The 23,919-nt window shown below is 55.8% G+C and carries 19 protein-coding genes; 2 read left to right on the top strand and 17 right to left on the bottom strand.

Annotation, left to right across the window (positions count from 1 at the left end):
• Positions 1-14 precede the first annotated feature (14 nt).
• Positions 15-500 carry a bacterioferritin gene (gene bfr, locus P4L78_RS14150; protein WP_283149672.1) on the top strand — a complete coding sequence of 162 codons (486 nt, stop codon included), beginning with the start codon at positions 15-17 and terminating at the stop codon, positions 498-500.
• Between the two features lie 127 nt (positions 501-627).
• Here bfr and P4L78_RS14145 read toward each other — a convergent pair whose 3' ends face one another.
• Complete coding sequence (locus tag P4L78_RS14145; RefSeq protein ID WP_283149673.1) at positions 628-837, bottom strand: bacterioferritin-associated ferredoxin; 210 nt, start codon at positions 835-837, stop codon at positions 628-630.
• A 217-nt stretch (positions 838-1,054) separates the two neighbouring features.
• The gene (locus P4L78_RS14140; RefSeq protein ID WP_309328553.1) at positions 1,055-3,535 is read right to left on the bottom strand and encodes an EAL domain-containing protein; all 2,481 of its coding nucleotides are present in this window, start codon (positions 3,533-3,535) and stop codon (positions 1,055-1,057) included.
• Between the two features lie 205 nt (positions 3,536-3,740).
• Between P4L78_RS14140 and P4L78_RS14135 the strand changes: the two genes are divergently transcribed.
• A complete protein-coding gene (locus P4L78_RS14135; RefSeq protein ID WP_309328552.1) occupies positions 3,741-7,871 on the top strand; it encodes a CHASE domain-containing protein in 4,131 nt (1,376 codons plus the stop codon).
• Positions 7,872-7,946: 75 nt separating this feature from the next.
• On the opposite strand, the gene P4L78_RS14130 is transcribed toward P4L78_RS14135, so the two are convergent.
• The 15 genes from P4L78_RS14130 to ndk form a co-directional block, all read right to left on the bottom strand.
• A complete protein-coding gene (locus P4L78_RS14130; protein WP_283149676.1) occupies positions 7,947-9,242 on the bottom strand; it encodes an adenylosuccinate synthase in 1,296 nt (431 codons plus the stop codon).
• Positions 9,243-9,337: 95 nt separating this feature from the next.
• A complete protein-coding gene (locus P4L78_RS14125; protein ID WP_283149677.1) occupies positions 9,338-10,483 on the bottom strand; it encodes an ATP phosphoribosyltransferase regulatory subunit in 1,146 nt (381 codons plus the stop codon).
• Positions 10,484-10,721: 238 nt separating this feature from the next.
• The gene (gene hflC, locus P4L78_RS14120) at positions 10,722-11,606 is read right to left on the bottom strand and encodes a protease modulator HflC (RefSeq protein ID WP_283149678.1); all 885 of its coding nucleotides are present in this window, start codon (positions 11,604-11,606) and stop codon (positions 10,722-10,724) included.
• 12 nt (positions 11,607-11,618) lie between these two features.
• On the bottom strand, positions 11,619-12,803 hold the full coding sequence (hflK, locus tag P4L78_RS14115) for an FtsH protease activity modulator HflK (RefSeq protein ID WP_283149679.1): 1,185 nt from the start codon (positions 12,801-12,803) through the stop codon (positions 11,619-11,621).
• A gap of 6 nt (positions 12,804-12,809) precedes the next feature.
• Entirely contained in the window at positions 12,810-13,913 is a 1,104-nt protein-coding gene (hflX, locus tag P4L78_RS14110) for a GTPase HflX (protein ID WP_283149680.1), read from the bottom strand.
• 158 nt (positions 13,914-14,071) lie between these two features.
• Complete coding sequence (hfq, locus tag P4L78_RS14105; protein ID WP_283149681.1) at positions 14,072-14,338, bottom strand: RNA chaperone Hfq; 267 nt, start codon at positions 14,336-14,338, stop codon at positions 14,072-14,074.
• A 157-nt stretch (positions 14,339-14,495) separates the two neighbouring features.
• Positions 14,496-15,920 (bottom strand): ribosome biogenesis GTPase Der, encoded by a 1,425-nt coding sequence (der, locus tag P4L78_RS14100; RefSeq protein WP_283149682.1) that lies wholly within the window; start codon positions 15,918-15,920, stop codon positions 14,496-14,498.
• Between the two features lie 4 nt (positions 15,921-15,924).
• Positions 15,925-17,067 carry an outer membrane protein assembly factor BamB gene (gene bamB / locus P4L78_RS14095; protein WP_309328551.1) on the bottom strand — a complete coding sequence of 381 codons (1,143 nt, stop codon included), beginning with the start codon at positions 17,065-17,067 and terminating at the stop codon, positions 15,925-15,927.
• Position 17,068: 1 nt separating this feature from the next.
• Complete coding sequence (locus P4L78_RS14090; RefSeq protein WP_309328550.1) at positions 17,069-17,698, bottom strand: tetratricopeptide repeat protein; 630 nt, start codon at positions 17,696-17,698, stop codon at positions 17,069-17,071.
• 93 nt (positions 17,699-17,791) lie between these two features.
• A complete protein-coding gene (hisS, locus tag P4L78_RS14085) occupies positions 17,792-19,057 on the bottom strand; it encodes a histidine--tRNA ligase (RefSeq protein ID WP_309328549.1) in 1,266 nt (421 codons plus the stop codon).
• Between the two features lie 75 nt (positions 19,058-19,132).
• Positions 19,133-20,416, bottom strand: coding sequence for a flavodoxin-dependent (E)-4-hydroxy-3-methylbut-2-enyl-diphosphate synthase (gene ispG / locus P4L78_RS14080; protein WP_309328647.1), 1,284 nt, complete (start codon positions 20,414-20,416; stop codon positions 19,133-19,135).
• 33 nt (positions 20,417-20,449) lie between these two features.
• Positions 20,450-21,337 (bottom strand): RodZ domain-containing protein, encoded by an 888-nt coding sequence (locus P4L78_RS14075; protein ID WP_309328548.1) that lies wholly within the window; start codon positions 21,335-21,337, stop codon positions 20,450-20,452.
• Positions 21,338-21,402: 65 nt separating this feature from the next.
• Complete coding sequence (pilW, locus tag P4L78_RS14070; protein ID WP_309328547.1) at positions 21,403-22,155, bottom strand: type IV pilus biogenesis/stability protein PilW; 753 nt, start codon at positions 22,153-22,155, stop codon at positions 21,403-21,405.
• A 42-nt stretch (positions 22,156-22,197) separates the two neighbouring features.
• Complete coding sequence (rlmN, locus tag P4L78_RS14065) at positions 22,198-23,322, bottom strand: 23S rRNA (adenine(2503)-C(2))-methyltransferase RlmN (RefSeq protein ID WP_283149688.1); 1,125 nt, start codon at positions 23,320-23,322, stop codon at positions 22,198-22,200.
• Between the two features lie 28 nt (positions 23,323-23,350).
• Positions 23,351-23,776 carry a nucleoside-diphosphate kinase gene (gene ndk, locus P4L78_RS14060; protein ID WP_283149689.1) on the bottom strand — a complete coding sequence of 142 codons (426 nt, stop codon included), beginning with the start codon at positions 23,774-23,776 and terminating at the stop codon, positions 23,351-23,353.
• Positions 23,777-23,919: the final 143 nt, after the last annotated feature.

Here is a 23,919-nt window from a genome sequence, read left to right as displayed (position 1 = left end):
GGAGCAGAGCCACCATGCAAGGCAAAACCAGCGTTATCGACGCATTGAACCGGTTGCTCGCAGCAGAACTGACCTCTATTGATCAGTACTTTCTGCACAGCCAGATGTACAAAAACTGGGGTTATCACCGACTGTTTGAGCGCATTGACCATGAGCGCCAGGACGAAATCGGCCACGCCACCAAACTGATGGAACGCATTTTGTTTCTGGAAGGCATGCCTAATGTGGCGGCACGCACTGCCCTGCGCATCGGCACCGATGTTCCGACCATGCTCAAGAATGATCTGGATACCGAATACGAAGTAGCCACTGCACTGAAAGCAACCATTGCCCTGGCCGAACGTGAGCAAGACTATGTCACTCGCGAAATGCTGGTTGAGTTGCTGGATGACACTGAAGTCGATCACGCCCATTGGCTGGAACAACAACTGTTCTTGCTGGGTGCTGTCGGCCTGCACAACTACCTGCAATCGCAAATGGGCAGCGGCAGCCCTACTTGATTGCCAGCGCGATGGCGACGCATTAGCAGAAGTAAGTAAACAAAGTCCTGGCTGAAAACGAAAACAGCCGAGATAAACTCGGCTGTTTTCTGAATTCTGGTCATCAGACCCGTTGATCCGCTCGCGATCAGGCCGCCACGGCGTCCATTTCTTCCCACCCGCGAATGGCCTCAGCTTCAATGGCATCCATCATGGTGTCTTTGGCGCAAGTTGTGCACTGGCCGCAACACGTGCCCGCGCCGGTTGCCATCTGCAACTGCGTAAATGTGCGTGCGCCCTTTTCAACGGCGACATGAATGGCTTTTTCCGTAACCCCATTGCAGATACAGACGTACATCAGAAAGACCCTTGTTACTGATAACTGTTCTCATTATCTTGCAAGAACGATTCTCAATCCAGTAACAATGTCACCTGCCCGATAAACGGCAAGATGCTGAATCCCCCTGAAAACATGCAGTAATATCCCCAACAAACATGCCGTCAATCAAGCCTGCGCAGCGCTGGCACGCGACACCCCAGCCGCGTGATTTTGTGGGGAGCGCCCTCCTCGAAACTCAGGAATCAGACTTCCACGATATGGCAGGCGGGTCTGCAAACTGCCATTCGCGAGCCGGTTTGGGCTTGTCGTATAGATAACCCTGCATGATGTGGCAGCCTATTTCACCCAGCTTCTCAGCTTGTTCAAGCAACTCCACCCCTTCTGCCACCAACTCCATGCCGAGCGTGTTTCCCAATGCAACAATGGTCTGGATAATTGCCAGATCATTGGTGTCGTTAAGCATGTCGCGCACAAAAGACTGGTCGATTTTCAGTGTGTCCAGCGGGAAGCGCTTGAGATAGGCCAAGCTGGAATAGCCAGTGCCAAAATCATCCAGCGAAATGTTCACGCCTAATTCCTTGAGCGCCACCAATATCTCGCGTGCGGCGTCGGCTTCCCGCATCAAGGTGCCTTCGGTGATTTCCAGTTCCAGCATGGCGGGAGGCAAACCGGTTTCGTTCAAGGTTTCGGCAATCAGCTGCGGCAAATTGCCGGCAGAAAACTGTGCAGCCGAAATATTGACCGACATTTTCAACGGATGCCCTTGAGCCATCCAGCTGGCGGCCTGGCGACAGGCTGTTTCCAGCACCATTTTGCCCAACGGCACAATCAGGCCGGTTTCTTCAGCCAGCGGAATGAACCGCGCTGGCATCAGTAACTCGCCGTCGGTGTTGTACATGCGTACCAGCGCTTCAGCGCCAATCACCTTGCCCTGGCGCGTATCCACTTTGCTTTGGTAGAACACTTCAAAACGTTTTTCCTGCAGCGCTTCACGCAGATGGCGCTCCAGCAAGTGACGGCTTAATACCAGGTCTTCCAGTTCGGTAGAGAAGAAACGGTAGCGATTGCGGCCATCCTGCTTGGCCCGATGCATGGCCACGTCAGCATGCCGCATCAGCGTTTCTTCATCGGAGCTGTCATCCGGAAACAAACTGATCCCCACGCTGATCGACAGATTGAATTGCTTGCCATCGAGTTCAAATGGCTCAGTCATTGCGCCCAGCAACTTGGTCGCCGCTTCGTCGGCCTCGGTAATCGAACGCAGCTCCGGCAGCAGAATGACAAACTCGTCACCGCCCAGTCGACCTATCGTGCCACTGGCCGTCATTACGTTTTCCAGGCGGCGGGCCACTTGACGCAGCAGGTCGTCGCCTGCGGTATAACCAATCGAATCATTTATAAACTTGAAGTAGTCCAGATCGAGCAGCAGCATGGCCACATGTGTCTGACTCCAACGGGCGACCTGCAAACCGTGTGAGATTCGGTCTTGCAACAGCAAGCGATTGGGAAGCCCGGTGAGCGGATCGTGGCTGGCTAGATAACTCATCTTGATCGCCATGGCGCGCGCTTCGCTGGCATCACGAAACACAATAATTGCGCCGGTAATCTCGCCCGCCTGATTGCGTATCGGGGCAGCGGAATCCTCGACCGCAGATTGCTGGCCACTCAAGGCAATCAAATTGCAATTGAGCGCCATGCCCACGATCCGCGCCTCCTTGAGCGCCAGATAAATCGGATTGCGCAATACGTGGCCGTTATTTGAATCGCGCAATTCCATCACGGTTTCGATGGGTTTGCCCAAGGCATCGGCTGTATGCCAGCCGGTCATTTCCTCGGCGATCGGATTAACAAACGTCACCAATCCTTGCGGATCAGTTGCAATAACGGCATCGCCAATTGAATTGAGCGTAATGCGCATGCGCTCTTTTTCATCCCACAGCGCGCGCTCGGCCAGCTTGCGATCGGTGATATCGGTAAGCACCATCAGCAGCCCTGCCACCGAGCCCAGTTGCCAGTTCGGCACCAGCGTGGTCTGCGCGAAACGGCGGCGGCTGGATGAGGGAAACAGCGTCATCTCCACCGTAACCGTGCGCCCCTGCATGGCTTCCTCCCAGTGCGGCCGCAGTTGCAGCAGGGTCTCTTCATTCAATACTGCGTCTAGCGTCATTCCCAACATGCGCGAAGCGGAAATGCCAAACCAGTGTCCCAACTGATCATTGCAGTAACGGTTATGGGTGTCCGCGCCCCAAAATGCTACAAATGATGGCAAGTGGTGCACCAGATCGGCCAGATCCCGCCGGGTTTGGGCCAGCTGGTCTTTCTGCCGTTTCAAGGTGAGCTGGTTTTGCACTCGTAGCCGGCAAATCGGTACATTGAGCGGCTTGTTCAGAAAATCCAGCCCTCCGGCCGCCAGAGATTGCGTCTCCCAAGACGTGCCTTCATGGGCGGTAACAAAGATCACCGCGCATTCGCTGGTGTAAGGATTAGCCTTGAGCGCATTGCAAACGGCATACCCATCCATGCCGGGCATTTCGATATCGAGAATGACCAAGTCGGGGCGACTGCTGTCGGCAACGCGCAAGGCGTCCGGGCCGTTGGTGGCAAATAGCAGTTCTCCCATGCCTTGCAAGGCATGACTTATCAGCTTGATATTCTCGACTGCATCATCAACGATCAAGATCGTAGGCTGCGGCCATTGCTCTTCGACAGCAAACACGTTGAATTTCTCTCCATGCTAATTGGCCATGAATTTGCTATATAGGCATTTACTAATGAAATATCAGCGTCTTTCCTAGATAGCACTTAATTGACGATAAAAACATATTTTTCGCCAAGCTGTCTTCATTGTGAATGCAATTGTTGGCAGCAGACAGCGCACGCATCATCGTGCTAGCGTAGCGCGTTACCGGGAGATCTCTCGCTTGCAAACCAACAACCCCAAATGGTTGCCGCTGGCCATCGTCCTGATTGGCCTGGTGTTCTCGACGGTCCTGGCTCACCGCCAGCAGATTGACAATGAGAAAACGGCAGAGCGCCGGTTTCTCTCACGCTCGGGGCGTGCAGTTGATCAAATCAATCTGCAAATGCATATCTACGAATACGGCTTGCGCGGCGCACGCGGCACCATAATTGGCGCGGGCGGTGCCAATATCACGCGAGACCGCTTTAAAGAATACGGCGAATCGCTGGATATTGGTTCGGAATACCCCGGAGCTCGTGGCTACGGCTTTATCCGGCGGGTAAAACCAGAGGAAGAAGCGGCCTTTATTGCCAGCGAACGCAATCAGGACCATCCGGACTTTCGTATCCGCCAGTTCGTACCCCATTCCGGGGAAAAATACCTCGTGCAGTATTTTGTACCCGAAAATGACAAGAATCCGGTCATTGGTCTGGATCTGGCTTCCGAGCCTTCTCGTCAGCAAGCGCTACTCGCTGCAACAAAAAGCGGCAAGGCCACGCTTAGCGGCCCGGTTACCCTGACCCTGCCCACCGGCCTGCCCAACCGCGGATTCCTGATGGTCTTGCCGGTCTATCGTTCGGGCACCACACCCGCGACGATAGCCGAACGGGAGGCCGCAACCATCGGCTGGGTATACACACCACTGGTGGTTGATGAGGTGATGAAACGGCTGGATTACCGTGACGGTGAGTTATCGGTGACTTTATCCGGCCAGGATTCAACGGGGCAGACAGTTCAGTTTTTTGCTTCACCCCAAAGCGATCTGCCTGCGCTGGGTGACCTGACCTATAAAGCCGATATTCAGCGCTATGGGCAGCTTTGGCATGTGCAGATCAAGGCAACGCCACGGTTTATCCGCAATCTCAATTTGTTATCGCCGCTGGAACCCGCATTGATGGTCATGGCTTGCGCGCTGTTGCTGGCCGGTTTGATCTATTTTTACCTGCTCAACGTGAGCCGCCGGCTCAGAGCTTCTGAGGCCCAGTCCAGACTGGCCGCCATTGTCGAAGGCTCCAACGACGCTATTATTGGCAAAACACTGCAAGGCGTAGTCACCAGCTGGAACTCTGCCGCTCAGGCCATGTTCGGGTATTCCGCCCAGGAAGCCATTGGCCACACCATTCGGGAACTGGTGGTACCGGATGATCGCGCCCAGGAAGAAACTGACATTCTGGATCGGGTCGGGCGAGGCGAATCCGTGCCGCACTTTGAAACCATCCGCCAGCGCAAAGATGGCAGCACATTGCCAGTATCAGTGACCGTCTCGCCTATCCGTGGCGCGCATGGCCAGATTGAAGGCGCTGCCAAAACCGTTAGGGATATCAGCGCTCAGAAGGCGACAGAAGCGCAAATCATGCAGCTCAACGCCACGCTGGAGCAGCAGGTTGAAGAACGGACCATGCAGATCCAGGCTTTCTCTGCACTGCAACAGGCCATTCTGGATAGCGCCGGTTATTCAATCATTGCCACCGACAGGGACGGCATGATCAAACTGTTCAACCCGGCAGCCGAGCGCCTGCTGGGTTACGAGGCGGGCGAGATGATCGGGCTGGAAACGCCCGCGCTGTTTCACGATCCGGCTGAAGTGGCGGCACGCGCTGCGGTATTAAGTATTGAGCTTGGCCGAGTGGTCGAACCCGGTTTTGAGGTTTTTACCGCCAAAATCCAGCAGGGTAAAACCGACTCCAACGAGTGGACCTACATCAGCAAGGACGGCAAACGCGTCCCGGTTTTGCTGACTACCAGCAGTTTGCGCGACGAGGACGGGAATATCTTTGGTTACCTCGGAATGGCCGTAGACCTGACGACTCACAAGCATGACGAAACGATCTTGCGCCAGGCCAAGGAAAGCGCGGAGTCAGCCACTCGGGCTAAGTCGGACTTTCTGGCCAATATGAGTCACGAAATCCGTACGCCCATGAATGCCATCCTCGGCATGTTGCAATTGCTGCAGCAAACCGAGCTAAGCAATCGCCAGTACGATTACACCGAAAAAGCCGAATCTGCCGCCAAAGCATTACTTGGTTTGCTCAACGATATTCTGGATTTTTCCAAGGTTGAGGCCGGCAAGCTCGAACTGGACCCGCATCCGTTCATGCTGGACAAACTCCTGCGTGATATCGGGGTGATCTTGTCCGCCAGCGCCGGGCAGAAGGACCTCGAAATCCTGTTCGATATCGACGCGGCAGTGCCTGAAATGGTTGTGGGCGATGCTTTACGTCTGCAACAGGTGCTGATCAATCTTGCCGGCAATGCGATCAAGTTCACCGAGCATGGCGAGGTGGTCCTTTCGGTGCGGCTGAAACGACGCAGCAACGACCTGCTCACTATCTTTTTTTCGGTCCGCGATACCGGCATTGGCATCAATCCGGAACAACTCGCAGCCGTCTTTGACGGTTTCTCACAGGCTGAAGTGTCCACCACTCGCCGGTTTGGCGGCACGGGTTTGGGGCTGGCCATCAGCCAGCGTCTGGTGCACTTGATGGGTGGGCAGCTTAAGGTTGAAAGTCAGCTCGGCAAAGGCAGTACATTCCATTTTGAAGTGACGCTGCAAGCTGCTGTCCAGGAAGCCATCACGCCTTCGACTTCGGCGCTGGCCAACCTGCGCGGCGTACGGGCACTGGTAGTCGATGACAACGCCAGCGCCCGCGGAGTGATCTCGCGCATGCTGGACTCGCTAGGATGGCATGCCGATCTGGCCGAATCAGGCGCTGCGGCTTTGTCATTGCTGGAACAAAGCATTCAACGTGGCCGGGTGTATGACGTCATCTTTGTAGACTGGGCCATGCCGGAAATGGACGGCTGGCAGACAGCCGAACATATCCGCCAGATTTCGCCCGCCAATACTTCACCATTAATCGTCATGGTGACCGCATACAGGCGCGAAATGCTGGCGCAGCGCCTGGCCAGCGAGCAAGCCTTGCTGGATGGCTTTCTGGTCAAGCCAATCACAACGTCCACCCTGTTTGATGCGGTAGCTGATGCCCGTGCCAACCAGAACCTGCAGTTCGCCGCGGCTCCTGCCACCCAACCCCGGATGCAACGGTTAACCGGGCTGCGTCTGCTACTGGTTGAAGATAACCCGACCAACCAGCAAGTAGCACGTGAACTGTTACGCAACGAAGGTGCACTGGTGGATGTGGCGGGCGGTGGCATTGAGGGTGTTGCAGCAGTACAGGCCGCCAATCCGCAATATGACGCAGTGTTGATGGATATCCAGATGCCGGACATGGATGGCTACGCCGCAACCCGCGAAATCCGCCACAAGCTGGGGCTGCGCACCCTTCCCATCATTGCCATGACCGCCAACGCCATGGCCAGTGATCGCATTGCGTGCCTGGATGCAGGCATGGATGAGCATATCGGCAAGCCGTTCGATCTGAATCAACTGGTTGCAGTGATCAAGCAATTCACCAGGGTGGGCGCCCCGCTGTTGCCAACGCCACCTGCCCTGCAAAAAACCAGCGGCGTCATACCCCAGGCCGCACTCAAACTGGCTGGCGAGCGCGGGCTGGACATCTCGGTGGCAGTGGCGCGCTTGGGTGGAGATTTGCCACTGTTCGAATGGGCGCTAGGCAGCTTTCTGGGTGCCAGTACCCAGACCGCCGAACAACTCAAACAATGGCAAGTTGGTGATCCGGAGGACACGCTGGCGCGGTTGCTGCATACGCTCAAAGGCACCGCGGGCACCGTCGGCGCAACCGATCTGGCACTGCAGGTACGGCATGCTGAAATAGCCATGCGCGAAGGCCAAAACAGCAGCAAACTGAGCGACTTGCTGGTATCCATCCAGGCAGCACTGGAGCAAACCTGCACTGATGTCAAAGCACTGGCTGATATTTTGCAGGCAGCCAATACACCGCCAGCCGCACCGCCGCCGTCCAACCCACAGTTGGCCGCCGAACTGGAAAATCTGTCCAGGTTGCTGGCGACTGCCAATATGCAGGCCATGCAGGTGTTCGAGCGGATAAAAAGTGGCTTGAGCGCGGTCTATCCAGAACACAGCGAAAAAATTGGTCAAGCCATCGATACGCTGGATTTCCAGTCGGCCCACTCACACTGCGAGGACGTGCTGGAACAACTCAAAACCTGACCCGCCCCTCTTGCAGCCAGAAACAAAAAGCCCCGCATAGAGCGGGGCTTTTTGTTGAATACGCCAAGCTTCGGCTTAGTGACCGAACGGGTGACGCAACACGATGGTTTCTTCGCGATCCGGACCGGTCGAAATCATGTCAACCGGGGCTTCGCAAACTTCTTCCACGCGCTTGAGGTAAGCACGGGCGTTAGCTGGCAGATCTTCCAGACGTTTGATACCAAAGGTGGATTCTTTCCAGCCCGGCATTTCTTCGTAAACCGGCTCGCAGCGGGCGATTTCTTCAGCACCTACCGGCAAGATATCCACAACCTTGCCATCGACTTTGTAACCGACGCACAGGTTGATGGTTTCAATGCCATCCATCACGTCCAGTTTGGTCACACACAGACCGGAAACACCGTTGATCTGGATCGAGCGCTTGAGTGCAGCCGCGTCGAACCAGCCACAACGACGCGGACGGCCAGTAACCGAACCAAACTCGTTGCCGCGCTTGGCCAGGCCAGCGCCGACTTCGTCAAACAGTTCAGTCGGGAACGGGCCGGAACCCACGCGAGTGGTATATGCCTTTACGATGCCCAGCACGTATTGCAGCATTTGCGGTGCCACACCGGCGCCAGGAGCCGCAGCACCCGCCACACAGTTGGACGACGTCACAAACGGATAAGTACCGTGGTCGACGTCCAGCAGCGTACCTTGTGCGCCCTCAAACAGAATGGCTTTGCCTTCCTTGTTCAGGTCGTACAGGGTGCGTGAGACATCGGCCATCATTGGCTTGATGCGGGCAGCAAAGCTCAGGGTCTGGTCATAGACTTGCTGGAAGTCCAGCGCCGGAGCCTTGAAGTATTGGGTCAGCAGGAAGTTGTAGTACTCAAGGTTTTCCTTGAGCTTGGCCGCAAAGCGCTCTTCGTGGAACAGGTCTTGCAAGCGAATCGCACGACGTGCCACTTTGTCTTCATAAGCCGGGCCGATACCGCGGCCGGTAGTACCGATCTTGGCCTCACCGGCAGCCGATTCGCGAGCCTGGTCCAGCGCAATGTGGTACGGCAGGATCAGCGGGCACGCTTCAGAAATGCGCAAGCGGCTGGCGACATCGATACCGGCAGCGCTCAGCTCATCGATTTCCTTGAGCAGCGCTTCAGGCGAAAGAACCACGCCATTGCCAATGAAACATGCTTTGTTCGCATGCAGGATGCCGGACGGAATCAAACGCAAGACGGTTTTCTTGCCGCCCACAACCAGCGTGTGGCCAGCATTGTGACCGCCCTGGAAACGGACAACGCCTTGTGCATGATCGGTCAGCCAATCGACGATCTTGCCCTTGCCTTCGTCACCCCATTGGGTACCAACCACGACTACGTTTCTGCTCATTCAGAACCTCGATTTAACCAGATAAAACAATCGTTTATACGTACAACTCGAAGCAGCCCACCTTTTAGCAGACTGTACGGCGAAAAGCCCGCGCATCAGACAAGCGGATCAACCTGCCACTGCCCGTTTTTAAGAACCAGACGACGATTGACCGCCGCCTCTTCCGGCTTGACGCCCAAATCAATAATTACTGTCTCACCCGCCGCACGTAACTGGCGCACGGTAGCAATCAGAGTGGCATCGTCACCGGCTGGCGCGAGGATGGCCGCTTTGACTTCGGGGAATGGCAAACGGCTCAGTTCGCGCATATCCAGGCTGAAACCGGTAGCCGGACGTGAACGACCAAATTTCTCACCGACCCGATCATAACGGCCACCGCGTGCAACCGCGTTGGCAAAGCCTTCGGCATAAGCCGCAAATACCAGACCGGTGTGGTAGTCGCTGCTGCGCACTTCGGCCAGATCAAAGCGCACCGGAATCTTGCGAACGGCCAGCGCGCTGGACAGTTGTTCCAGTGCGGCCAGCGCCTCGGCAACGCCTGCGATATTCGGCAATGCGGCGCGAGCACGGGCCAGTACATCGTAACCACCATACAGCGAAGGCAGCGCTTGCAAACCCTTGGCAATCGCCGGATCCAGCCCTGCGGATACTTCACGCAGAGTTGGCAAATCTTTCTGCTGCAGCGCGCTGAAAGTCTGATCGCGCAAATCACCTTTCAAGCCGGCGGCATCGGCCATCGCATGGAACAAACCAATGTGACCAATATCCAGACGCATGTCTTTCAAACCAGCCAGCGCCAGGCTTTCGAACATCAGTTCGATGACTTCAACGTCAGCGGCGACATCAGCGCAGCCATAAATTTCAGCGCCAATTTGGCGCGGTTCACGCGTGGACAAAATGCCGTCCGGTCGAGTATTAACCACCGACCCGGAATAGCACAGCCGCGTTACGCCTTGGCGGTTGAGGATATGCGCATCAATACGCGCCACTTGCGGCGTGATATCCGCCCGCAAACCCATCTGGCGACCGGTCAGTTCGTCTACCAGCTTGAAGGTTTTCAGGTTGAGCGCCGGGTCATCCTGCAAAAACAGCGACTCGACATATTCAACCAGCGGCGGCATGACGAGTTCATAACCGTAGCGGGAGAAAAGATCGAGCAAACCCCGACGCATCGCCTCAATCTGGCGAGCCTCGCGGGGCAGCACGTCGGAAATGTATTCCGGCAAAATCCAGTTGCGCATTGTTCAAACCAAAGCAGATTTTGGAAGCCCGCAACGGGTTGCGGAAAATCCAGACAAACCAAAGCCCTGGCGCGCAGAACGCACCGGGGCTGTGATCTTCAAAGAAAGCATTATCTCATGAATGCAGTGGTTCGCGGGCGAGAACTACCACCGCGAGCGTGCCGAGCGGCAAATCTGCGGAGAAATACCGCAGCCTCGACAGGGCAAAATCGCCCACCTAAGCTGCGGCAATCATCCGTTATTTACCTGGCTTGCCAGCCGCACCGGGGCTCTTCATGTATTTGAAGAACTCGGAGCTTGGGTCTACCACCATCATGTCAGACTTTTTGGAGAAGCTTTGTTTGTAGGCTTCAAGGCTGCGATAGAACGAGTAGAACTCGGGGTTCTTGCCATAAGCATCGCCATAAATGGCGGCTGCCTTGGCATCACCCTCACCCTTCAAGGTTTGTGCCTGGCTATAGGCATCGGCCAGCAAAACTTCGCGCTGACGATCCGCATCGGCCTTGATCTGCTCGGCTGCAGCAGAACCTTCCGCACGTAGCTGGTTAGCCACGGCTTTACGTTCAGATTGCATGCGCTCGTAGACCGAGTTCAGCGTGCTGTCCTCCAGCTCCACCCGCTTGATCCGCACGTCGACCACGCGCACACCAATCCGCGCGGCATCGGCATCAGCCACTTGCTGCACCTTGGCCATTACCGCATCGCGCTGACCGGAAATCACATCTGCCACGGTGCGTTTACCAAACTCATCGCGCAGCATGTTATTGACTGTATTGCGCAGACGATCACGCGCCTTGCTTTCGTCCAGGCCAACCGCACGGTAGTAGCGCTCGACATCAACGATCTGCCACTTGATGTAGCTATCAACCTTCACGTTCATTTTCTCGATGGTCTGAATCCGGGCAGGTTCAGCTTCATCGATACTTTGAATACGGCGGTCAAAATAACGTACGTCTTGCAACAGCGGCACTTTGAAGAAAATACCTGGCTCTTTCAGCACTCGCTTGAATTCGGAGAACTGGAACACGACGGCGTACTGACGTTGATCCACCGTAAACAGCGAAAGACTCAATACAAAAATAACTACAAGAATGACCGCTATGGTCGGAATGATTCTATTCATGGCCACCCCCTGTTAACGTCCGTCACGAACGCCGCGGTCTGATGCCGCGGGCGTGGCTGCCGCCGTTGCCGGCGTTGCATCTGCAGTATTGTCAGCAGCGGTCGCTGCCTTCGCTGCATCTACAGTCGGGCCGGGGTTGGTCGATTGGATCAGTTTATCTAGCGGCAGATATAACAAGTTGCCGCTGCCTTTCTGATCCACAAGGATTTTGGTGGTGTTCTGGAACATCTGCTGCATGGTGTCCAGATACATCCGCTCACGCGTCACTTGCGGGGCCTTGGCATATTCGGTCGCGACTTGCTTGAAGCGCGATGCGTCACCATCAGCCTGCGAAACCACGCGTTGCTTGTAACCTTGGGCTTCTTCCATCAAGCGTGCGGCAGTACCGCTGGCCTTCGGAATCACGTCGTTGGCGTACGCTGTACCTTCGTTGATCAAGCGAGCCCGATCTTGCCGCGCCTTCACGGCATCGGCAAAAGCGGCCTGCACTTGTTCAGGCGGCTGGACGTCAGAAATATTGACGCGGGCCACAGCGATACCAGTGCCGTAACGATCCAGCAGATTCTGGATCAGCTCGCGAGTGTCTTCGGCAATCTTGCCGCGACCTTCGTTTAGCACGTAATCGACCTTGTTCTGACCGATCACTTCACGAATTGCCGTTTCCGCCGCTTGCTTGACCATGTCTTTACCGTCACGGTCAACAAAACGGTTGTCAAAAGCAAAGTCTTGAGCAGATTTGAGCGTGTACTGAACTTCCAGTTGCACCTGAATGATGTTCTGGTCGCCGGTGAGCATGATCGACTCATCGCCGCCACCGTCAGTGCGCCCGCCCACTTCCAGACTGCGGATTTCAGTGACATTGATGATTTCGCGGGTTTCAATCGGCCACGGATAGTGCCACTTCAGACCCGACTTGTTGACGGTCTCGACATAACGGCCAAATCGCAGAATCAGCGCGTTTTCGCGTTCATCAACGACATAAAAGCCGGACGCGAGCCACAGCACGATGACGACGCCGATAATCGCAAAAATGCCGGTACTGCCGCCAGGAATACCGCGTCCCGACCCCGAAGAAGGAGGTCGGTTGCCGCCCCCAAAAAAACGGGACAGCTTGTTAGTGAAATTGCGGATGATTTCGTCCAGATCGGGTGGGCCATCTTTGCGGCCACCACCCCACTGCGGATCGTTTTGACTCATGGGATCTTATTGTTCCTCGATGGGTTGACTCATTGCATCGACCAGCGCGCCCCGCAGCAAATCGAGCCCTTCCCCCTGCGCGGCGCTTACACGAACCGCACAGATTTTATCATACTCGTCATGCTCGATTGCTGGCTCAAGCCCTTTCAGATCGATCTTGTTCCAGACCATCATTTGCGGGATGCGTTCCGCACCAACTTCATTTAAAACTTTATTGACTTCGGCAACCTGCATATCGCGCAGCGGATGATTCACGTCAACGACATGCAATAGCAGGTCCGCCTGGATGGTTTCTTCCAGAGTTGCCCGGAAAGCCGCCACCAGCGTATGGGGCAATTGCCGGATAAAACCCACGGTATCCGAGATGACTACCGAGTGCTCATGGTCCAGAAACAGCTTGCGCGAAGTCGTATCCAGTGTGGCAAACAACTGATTTGCCACATAAATATTGGCCTTGGTCAGCGCATTGAATAGCGTTGACTTGCCCGCGTTGGTATACCCGACAATCGACACCGAGAACTCGTTGCGTCGCTCGCGCGCTTTGCGCTGGGTAACGCGCTGGCGCTGTACCGTCTCCAGTTGGGATTTCAGCCGCTTGACCCGAAGCCCTAGCAAACGACGGTCGGTTTCCAGCTGGGTTTCGCCCGGACCACGCAAACCTACCCCGCCCTTTTGGCGCTCAAGGTGAGTCCAGCCGCGCACAAGGCGCGTGGACATATGCGACAGCTGGGCCAGTTCAACCTGCAACTTGCCTTCTGCGGTACGAGCACGTTGCGCGAAAATATCCAGAATCAGGGTTGTGCGATCAACCACGCGGCATTGCATTGCCCGTTCCAGGTTGCGCTCCTGCGCTGGCGATAGCTGATGATTAAAAATCACCAGCTCAGCCTCGTTGGCGCGCACCGCTTCGGCGATTTCCTCAACCTTGCCGGTTCCGGCAAAAAAAGCCGGATCGGGTCGACGACGACTGCCCTCGATCATGGCTACCGGCGTAACGCCAGCCGATGTCACCAATTGCACAAATTCTTCTTGCCCATCCCGGTAATCTGCATCGTTAAAATCGAGGCAGACCAAGACAGCGCGGTCTCCGCCCTTGTGGCGTTCAAACATATGGCTTCTAGATTTGCTGAAATAACATGGAACGAAATTACGCCCTTACCTTACACGAGTAAGCGACGCGGCTATTTCTCAATATGGTGACATCCGGCCAGAAAAAAACCCCGGGGCCAGGAACCACCGGGGCTTTAATCTGCAGCAGCGACCCGGGATCAGGCTTCCGGGGTGGCAGCGGCCACGGTAGCGTTCTGCGGATGCTCGTGCGGGATATTGACCGGACGCGATGGCACCACGGTCGAAATGGCGTGCTTGTACACCATTTGGGTTACGTTGTTGCGCAACAGGACAACGTACTGATCGAACGATTCGATCTGGCCTTGCAGCTTGATGCCATTCACCAGATAGATGTAAACCGGCACATGTTCTTTACGCAGGATGTTCAGAAACGGGTCTTGTAGCATTTGCCCCTTGGTACTCATTTGTTATTTCTCCGATGCGTTATTGTTGGTGGTGATTCGCAAATCTTCTCATTTGCTTTGCTTTTTACAACCTGTCTTACGCTTATAGTACAAAAGCAGTTAGCTGCCAATAGGCAAGTTACCCTTGCGCAGCCTTGCCAAATGGCACCGCCAGTGTCTAGCGCTTCTGTTTCTTCGCTTCTTGCATTTTGCGATTATCCAGCTTCTTGGTTGCCAGCATTTTTTTCCGCCGTTCCAGCAGGCTGAGTTTTTTCGGCTCCTCCTGCTTTTCCTGGAATGGATTAGCACCCATCTTGAACTGCACCCGTAACGGCGTACCTTGCAGCTTGAACGTATTCATGAAGCTGCGTTCCAGATAACGCCAATACACAGCGGGCACTTGCTCCAGCGCGTTGCCATGGATAATCACCACCGGCGGGTTTGTACCACCTTGGTGGGCATAGCGCAGTTTGGGACGAATTTTGCCAGACAGCGGCGGTTGCTGACGCTCCACCATAATCTGCAATGCACGCGTGAGTTTGGGCGTTGGAATTTTGATCATGGCCGCGTGATACGCCTGATCAATCGACTTGAACAAATCGCCCACGCCTTGGCCATTCAGCGCCGAAATGTAGTGGAATTTGGCAAACTCAAGGAAAGCGAGCTTGCGATCCACTTCGCGCTTGATCCGCTCACGCTGTTCGGTATCTGCCGCTTCCCATTTGTTGATGGCCACGACCAAGGCACGGCCGGTTTCCAGCACAAAACTGGCCAGACGGGCATCCTGGTCGGAGACTTCTTGCGTGGCATCCAGCACCAGCACGGCTACGTTGGCGTCTGAGACGGCCTGCATGGTTTTGACGACCGAGAACTTCTCGATGGTGTCGTCAATCTTGCCGCGACGGCGCATCCCGGCGGTGTCGATAATGGTGTAATGGTGATCATTACGCTCAAAATCGATGTAGACCGAATCGCGCGTGGTGCCAGGCTGGTCGAACGCAATAACGCGCTCTTCGCCCAATACCGCATTGACCAGCGTGGATTTGCCCACGTTTGGTCGGCCGATGACGGCGAATTTCGGGTGATCCGACTCCGCCGTTTCTTCATCGATAGGGAACCGTTCGAGCGTATCGCTGATCAGTTCGCGTACACCTTCGCCGTGTGCGGCAGAGATGGCAATTGGATCACCCAGACCCAATTCAAAAAAGTCGGCTGTGACCACGCCACGGGTCATGCCCTCGACCTTGTTCACCGCAACCCAGATCGGACGTCCGCTTTGGCGCAAGCGCTGCGCGATGATTTTATCTTGTGGCGTAATGCCGGAGCGGCCATCCACAATGAAGATGACTGCATCGGATTCATCGACAGCCTGCAAAGTCTGCCGGGCCATTTCATGCAAAATGCCATCGTCAACCACCGGTTCAAAACCGCCGGTGTCTACAACAAAATACGGGCGATCACCGACCTTGCCGTGGCCATAATGGCGGTCACGGGTCAGACCGGGGAAATCGGCGACCAGCGCATCACGCGTTTTGGTCAACCGGTTAAACAGAGTGGATTTGCCCACATTCGGGCGCCCCACCAGGGCAATCGTTGGCTTCATTCGTTTACTTTATGCCAACCGAAAATACGCCGCCGTTTTGCGACTGTACGATCAGATGGTCGGAGAAGGTTTGCGGCGCGGCGGCGATACGACTGCCATCCGTTGCCAATTGTGCGACAAAGCTGCCGTCGTCTTCGTTCAGCAGATGGATATAGCCTTGATAATCAGCTACGGCCACATTGCCGCCTAAAATTGCCGGTGCGCCAACAATGCGCGCAGCCAGTTTGTCTTGATCCCATACGCTACGGCCGGTTTCCCGTTCGTAAGCGCGTACATGGCCCTGATCATCGGTCAGGAACAGTTTGTTGCCGTCTGCGGCAATGCCGGAGAAGCTGGACGCTTCACGTGACCAGACTACCGCGCCGGTTCTGCGGTCAAAGCAGCTTACGCGCCCTTGATAGGACACCGCACAAACCGAACCACCATTCACCAGCGGCGGCGAAACAACGTCAGCGACCCGCTCAACTTCGGTAGCACCTTTGGGCTGCGAAACCACGCTATCCCACATGGTACGGCCATCGGCCATGGACAACGCCACAATGTGACCCGCCGGCAAGCCGGTATAAGCAATGCCGTCACTGATGGTGATCGGGGCAAAATTGCGTAATGTCAGAGTCGGAATCTGGCGTGTGTATTGCCACTTCACCGCGCCATCGCTGATCGCCAGTGCAGAAATTTTGCCATCACCGGTACGCACCAAAACAACATCATCGCCCACAGCTGGCGGAGCCACGATCTCGCTCGATGCCTGAGCTTGCCACAGAGGTTTGCCATCTGCACTGAAGGCGTAAACCTTGCCTTTGAGTGTACCCACTGCGATCACGCCATTACCGGCACCAACGCCACCGGCCACCGGGCTTTCCAGTTTGACCTGCCACTGCGTACCACCTGTAGCCAGTTTCAGCGCCGTCAGACGATCCGGCGATCCAGCTACGATCAGCAGGTCCCCCAGATTGGCTGGCAGAAAGCGCAGGAATTCAGCCTTGTCGCCAGCGGTGGCGCGCCATTGAGTCGCCACACCTACACTGTTCTTGACCACAGGCAGCGGCGATGGAGTTGGTGCATTGCTGGGTGCAGCGCAGGCTGCGAGCAGCAAGGCAATTGCGCTAGCGCAGAAACCGCGAAGGAAGTGACGTTGCAAAGGCATATCAGGAATTTCCGAGAGCTTCGAGTTTTACTTCAACAAAACGAACGTTGGGCGCGTCTTTACCCAGCTTGGCCAGCGCGTCCTTATAAGCATCACGCGCACCGCTGTTGTCGCCCTTGGCCGCCAGCACATCGCCGCGAGCTTCTGCAAACAGCGGTGTATAGCTATCGTTTTCGCGAGCAGCGAGTGTTTTCAGCGCAGCATCAAATTGCTTCTGGTCCAGTTGTACCGCAGTCAGACGCAGACGCGCTGCATCGCGGATTTCGGACTCGGATGCGTGGGCAATAGCCCACTCCAGTTGGGTTTGCGCGGACTTCAAGTCGCCAGCACGTGCACTGGCTTTGGCTGCCAGTAAAGCGGCGCGCGGTGCATACGGACTGGTTGCGTAATCTTTTTTCAGGACATCTGCGTCAGCCAGAATCTTTGCGGTATCACCGGTAAGATCGGTTTCCAGTTGTGCGTAAGCGGCACCGGCTTTTTCTGCAACACTGCTCTGGTAGGCATTCCAGCCAGTCCAGCCGCCATATGCCAGCAAACCGACTACCACCGCACCCGCGAGATATTTGCCCCAATCGGCCCACGCCGCCTTGAGTTCGGCAATCTGTTCCTGTTCCTGCAAATCGAAAGCCATTCTGATTTCCTGTTGCAGCCCCGCGCTGCATTTTTATGTTGATTGGTGATTCGTGCCGGTTCGCGGTGCCAGCACTCAATGTCAGGTTACGGATTATGCCCGAATTCGCGCGGCGAGGTCGGCCAAAGGCAGCGTGACCTGTTCCCCAGCGCCCTCGCCCTTCAGCGTTTTGAGATTGGCAACGTTGTTGGCAGCCTCTTCATCCCCGATCACCACCGCATAACGCGCATTGGAACCGTCGGCTTTTTTGAATTGGGACTTGAAACTGCCGCCACCACCGTGCAACACCACATTCAAGCCTTCCGCGCGCAATTTGATGGCCAGACCAAAAGCCTGGCGTGATGCCTGCTCACCCGCGTGCACCAGATATACGTCGGGCTCCGGCTCGGGCAGCGCCACCTGTTGAGCTTCCAGGGCCAGCAAAATACGCTCGATACCCATACCAAAGCCCACACCGGTGCATGGCTTGCCACCAAGTTGCTCCACCAGACCGTCGTAACGACCACCGCCAGCCACAGTACCCTGCGAGCCCAGATCGGTGCTGATCCACTCGAACACGGTGAGATTGTAGTAATCCAGGCCCCGGACCAGCCGTGGGTTGATCCGGTAGGCAATCCCGGCATCGTCCAGCAAGGCTTTCAAACCCTCAAAGTGCTGGCGCGATTGTTCACCCAGATAGTCGACCAGCTTGGGCGCGTTTTCAGCCATTTCCTGCAAGGCCGGATTCTTGGTATCCAGCACACGCAATGGATTGGTGTAGAGGCGGCGCTTGCCGTCTTCGTCGAGGATGTCCTGGTATTTCTCCAGGTAGGCGACGAGATCAGCGCGATGGGCAGCGCGTTCGGCGACTTCACCCAAGGTGTTGATTTCCAGCTCGAGCCCTTTGAGGTCAAGGCGCGCCCAGAGATCGGCCAGCATGACAATCAATTCGGCGTCCACATCCGGGCCGGTAAAACCGAACGCTTCTACCCCCAGTTGATGAAACTGACGATAGCGCCCTTTCTGCGGTCGCTCGTGCCGGAACATCGGGCCGGTGTACCACAGACGCTGGGTCTGGTTGTACAGCAAGCCATGTTCAATACAAGCACGTACGCAACCCGCGGTCCCTTCCGGACGTAAAGTCAGTTTTTCCCCGTTCAAGCTATCCTCGAACGAGTACATTTCCTTTTCCACGATATCGGTATGTTCACCGACGCCACGCACATACAGCGGTGTGGATTCAACAATCGGTGTGCGAATCTGGCGGTAGCCATAGGCGGCCAGCCAGGCGCGACTTACCGCTTCGAAGTGCAGCCACGCAGCACTTTCCTGCGGCAGCACATCATTCATACCTTTCACGCCCTGGATGGTTTTACTCATGGATATTGTTTTCCAAAAACAAAAACGGGCACGGATACGGCGCTGAGCCAGCATCCGTACCCGTGCCGCAATTGATCAGACTTGCTTGATCGGAATGGTTTTGTTGATCGCGTCAGCGGCGCGGCGCTTGGCCCCACCCTCGCTGTAGCGCGTCAGCACGTAATCTTCGACAATGGCCAGAAACTCTTTGGCAACATGCTCGCCCTTCAGTGTCACGGTTTTCTGGCCATCCACATAGACAGGGCACACCGGGACTTCGCCTGTACCTGGCAAGCTGATGCCGATATCTGCCAGTTTGGATTCACCAGGACCATTCACCACACAGCCCATGACGGCCACTTTCAAATCCTCAACGCCTGGATATTGCAAACGCCAGATGGGCATTTGCTCACGCAGAAAGGTTTGAATGCCTTGCGCCAGTTCCTGAAACACGGTGGAGGTGGTACGGCCGCAGCCGGGGCAGGCAGTAACCAGTGGTGTAAACGAGCGCAAACCCATGGTTTGCAGCAGCTCTTGCGCCACGATCACTTCTTTGGTGCGATCGCCACCCGGCTCAGGCGTCAGCGAAATGCGGATGGTATCGCCAATACCTTCTTGCATCAGCACCGCCAGCGCCGCCGACGACGCCACGATGCCTTTGGAGCCCATACCGGCCTCAGTCAGGCCCAGATGCAGCGGGTAATCACAGCGCCCCGCCAGATTGCGATAGACCGAGATCAGATCCTGCACGTGCGAAACTTTGCATGACAGAATGATTTTGTCTGGCGACAAACCCCAGGATACGGCCTGCGCCGCCGAATCCAGCGCCGAGCGGATCAGCGCTTCGCGCATGACCGCATCAGCAGAAAGCGGCCTGGCCAGTTTGGCGTTCTCGTCCATCAGGCGCACGGCCAGCGCTTGATCCAGCGAGCCCCAGTTCACGCCAATACGCACTGGCTTGTCGTACTCGACCGCTTTTTCGATCATGTACGCAAATTTTTCGTCTTTCTTCGAGCCCTTGCCGACGTTACCCGGATTGATCCGGTACTTAGCCAGTGCTTCAGCACAGTCCGGGTAGTCGCGCAGCAGCCGGTCACCGTTGAAGTGGAAATCGCCAACGATGGGCACAAAGCAGTCACGGGCAGCCAGCATGTCGCGAATACGCGCAACTTGCGCCGCAGCTTCCGGGCTGTTAACCGTGATCCGTACCATCTCCGAGCCTGCACGCCACAGGTCGTAGATCTGGTTGGCGGTACCCAGCGGATCAACGGTATCGGTATTGGTCATGGATTGCACAACTACCGGGTGATCACTACCCACCCAGACGTTGCCAATGCGGACCTGCCGGGTGGACCGGCGCGGGAGATTATCTGTAATCATCATCTTCGCTTGCTTAAACCTGCTTATCCAGACTTACTTCAGTTCCAGCGAGGCAACGTCGGTCTTCGTATATTGAGTCAAATCCACCGCCTGGCCACGCAACCAGATCTTGGTCTTGGGCGCATTACCGATGCGGACATGATACGGCGGCACACCGCCAAAGCTGCGATCAGTGCCTGCAGTCAGCAAATTGCTGACCAGTTTGGTGCCTTTGGCATCCACAACCTGCACCCAGGTATCGGCATCAGCCACAATGCGTAAATCACCATTCTCAACTGCAGATGCGACCGCTGCAGTCGCAACCACGCTGGCAACCGCAACGGGAACAGGCTTGGAAGCAGCCACGGCTACGGCAACCTGACTTGCACTTTCCGCCATTGTGGCAGCTGAAGCAACGGCCACTTCGCTAGCGGTTGCAACCACATCAGCGGGTGCCGAAGCCATTTCAATTTGTGGCTCAGAAGCCGTTTGTGTGGCTGCCAGCTCGGGCGATGGCGGTTGTTGCAAATACCAGAAAATGGCCGCAACGGCCGCGACAAACGCCAATACAAAACCCAGCCAGCCCAATACTTTGCCGCTACCAACCCCGCCACCACCGCCCAGAGAGAAAGAATTGCTCTCTTCTACGAGGTGAGGCAAAGCCACTTGCACCCGTTCCCGCGGCAGAAGCGACTCAAGGTCAGCCAGCACCGGCGCTGGGTCCAGATGCAGCAATCTTGCGTAATTGCGCACAAAGCCACGAGCAAAGGTATTGCCCGGCAGTTGGTCAAAATGGTCTGCTTCAATCGAAGCAATCTGCCGGGAAGACAACTTGAGCTGAGCAGCAACATGCTCAAGGCTCAGGCCCAGCGCTTCACGCTGGGCTTTCAAACGGGCACCAGGCCCGCTTGCTGGCGAGTGGATTTGTTCTTGTTCGCTCATTATGGATATTCCGCCGGCACCCAGGGCAGCCGGTTGGGGTAAACAGGATCAGGTTCAGTCGAAAATCAGTTGAGTTGACCGCTCAAAAGGCGGGTTGTTTCAATTGAATCGGGATATTGGGTCTTCAGTTGCGAAGCCAGCCGGTTTTCCACCTCGGTATTACCCAGCGCATGTTCCAGCCGCAACCCCATCCAGGTCAATTGCGCACTCGGCTGAACCATTTTTTGCAATTCGTTGTAGTTCTGGCGAGCCAACACATAATCTTTGGTGCGCAAACCCAGTTCAACCAGCTCTTGCCGCGCCGCCACGCTATCCGGCCGGTAACGCAAGGCCCGGGTGAAATATTCTTTGGCGTTTTTCTCGTCGCTGGCGCTGGCGGCACACTGACCGGCATTGACCAGCGTTTTATCCGCGTTGGCATACAGCGGGTTTCTGAGAGCAACCATGTAATGCAGGATGCCCTCTTGCGGCTTGGCGTGATTACACAGATACCAACCGTAATTGTTGTTGATGTCCGAATCGTCAGGAGAGTAATTCAGCGCTTGCTGGAAGTTCGCCACCGCCTGACCTTCATCATGCAATTCGGAGTAGATCAGACCGAGCATGCCGTAGGCGGCCGCGTAACGTGAATTGGCGGCCAGGGCTTCTTTGACCTCGGAAACCGCCACATTGTATTGCCCGCGTTTGAGGTACTCACCCGCCAACTGGGTATGCACCGCGGCACGACGATCGCTTGGCGACATTTCATCGTCAGAAGAAGCGGCATAGGCCTGTGCCGCCGTCAGGCATGTCATGGCAAAGCAAAGCATTGAAACCATGTACCGCCGGATCATTCCACTTCCCCTGTTTTTCTAGTGTTTTTATTTGAACTGAATCGGCCGCGTTTCAATCGTCTGGCGATTGGCTGTACGGCGCGTTTTGTCCTTGACCTGACCCGCCAGCTGACCGCAGGCCGCGTCGATATCATCGCCACGGGTTTTGCGAACAGTCACGATGTAACCGGCGTTCATCAGGATATCCCGGAACGCGAGGATAGCATCACGGCCGGAACGGTTGTAGCCCGAATTCGGGAAGGGATTGAATGGAATGAGATTCAGCTTACAAGGTGTATCGCGCAACAGGGCGATCAACTCGCGGGCATGTTCCGGTTGATCGTTGACACCTTCAAGCATCACATATTCGAATGTAATGAAGTCTCTTGGCGCTTTTTCCAGATAGCGCTGGCAGGCCGCCAGCAGCTGCGCCAAGGGGTATTTCTTATTGATTGGCACGATTTCATCACGCAAACGATCATTGGATGCGTGCAGACTGACGGCCAGTGCTACCGGACAGGCGTCACGCAGTCGATCCATCGCCGGCACGATGCCAGAGGTGGAGAGCGTAACGCGGCGGCGCGACAGACCATAAGCGTTGTCGTCCAGCATCAGTCGCAAAGCGGCGACCACGTTATCAAAATTGGCGAGTGGTTCGCCCATACCCATCATGACCACGTTGGTCACAATGCGTGTGTCTTCATTCACCGGCACGCCAATGCGCGCCTGTTCTGCGCTCAGACGACGATTGGCCCACCACAACTGGCCAATGATTTCACCGACTGAGAGATTGCGGTTAAAACCCTGCGCACCCGTCGAGCAGAATGAGCACTCCAGCGCACAACCCACCTGCGAAGAGATGCACAAAGTGCCACGGTCATCTTCCGGGATGAATACGGTTTCGATGCCGTTACCGACGTTTACATCCAGCAGCCACTTGGTGGTGCCGTCGCTGGCCACATGCTCAGCCAGCATGGCGGGCGAACGCACAATCGCGTCCGCCGCCAGTTTTTCCCGAAAGCCCTTGGCAATATCGGTCATGTTGCCGAAGTCGGCTTCACCATGTTGGTGTATCCACTTCAGCAACTGTTTCGCGCGAAAAGGCTTCTCACCGTAGCTAACCATCAGCTCGGCAAGGCCTTGCGCATCGTAATCCAGCAAATTGACCGACATACCAGGTACTCCCGCGAATCACTACGCCTTAGCGGCTGTAGACTTCGCTAGCTGCGAAGAAGTAAGCAATTTCGATCGCTGCATTTTCTGCGCTGTCCGAACCGTGAACTGCGTTAGCGTCGATGGATTCAGCGAAGTCAGCACGGATGGTGCCCTTGTCCGCTTTCTTCGGATCGGTCGCGCCCATCAGGTCACGGTTTTTCAGGATCGCGCCTTCGCCTTCCAGAGCCTGGATGAACACCGGGCCGGAAACCATGAAGTCAACCAGGTCCTTGAAGAAAGGACGTGCTGCGTGCACTGCGTAGAAGCCTTCAGCTTCAGCGCGGGACAGTTGCTTCATCTTGGCAGCAATAACTTTCAGGCCGGCGGACTCGAAGCGATCAACAATCTTGCCGATCACGTTCTTTGCAACTGCGTCGGGCTTTACGATCGACAGGGTACGTTCAATAGCCATTTAATTTAACACTCCAGGGTTGATGATTTGACTTGCGTGATTTCTACGTGTTTACTTCATGCGGCAATGCCCTTTGACATCAATTTCAAACGGGCATCACAGCTGAATTCCGGGCCGGAAAATCACGGCCCCTCAGCTAAATA

The sequence above is a fragment of the Silvimonas sp. genome (assembly GCF_031291215.1).
In the GTDB taxonomy this organism is placed as follows: domain Bacteria; phylum Pseudomonadota; class Gammaproteobacteria; order Burkholderiales; family Chitinibacteraceae; genus Silvimonas; species Silvimonas soli.
Note: the sequence above shows the minus strand (reverse complement) of the source record. Positions and strands in the feature narration are given on the sequence as shown.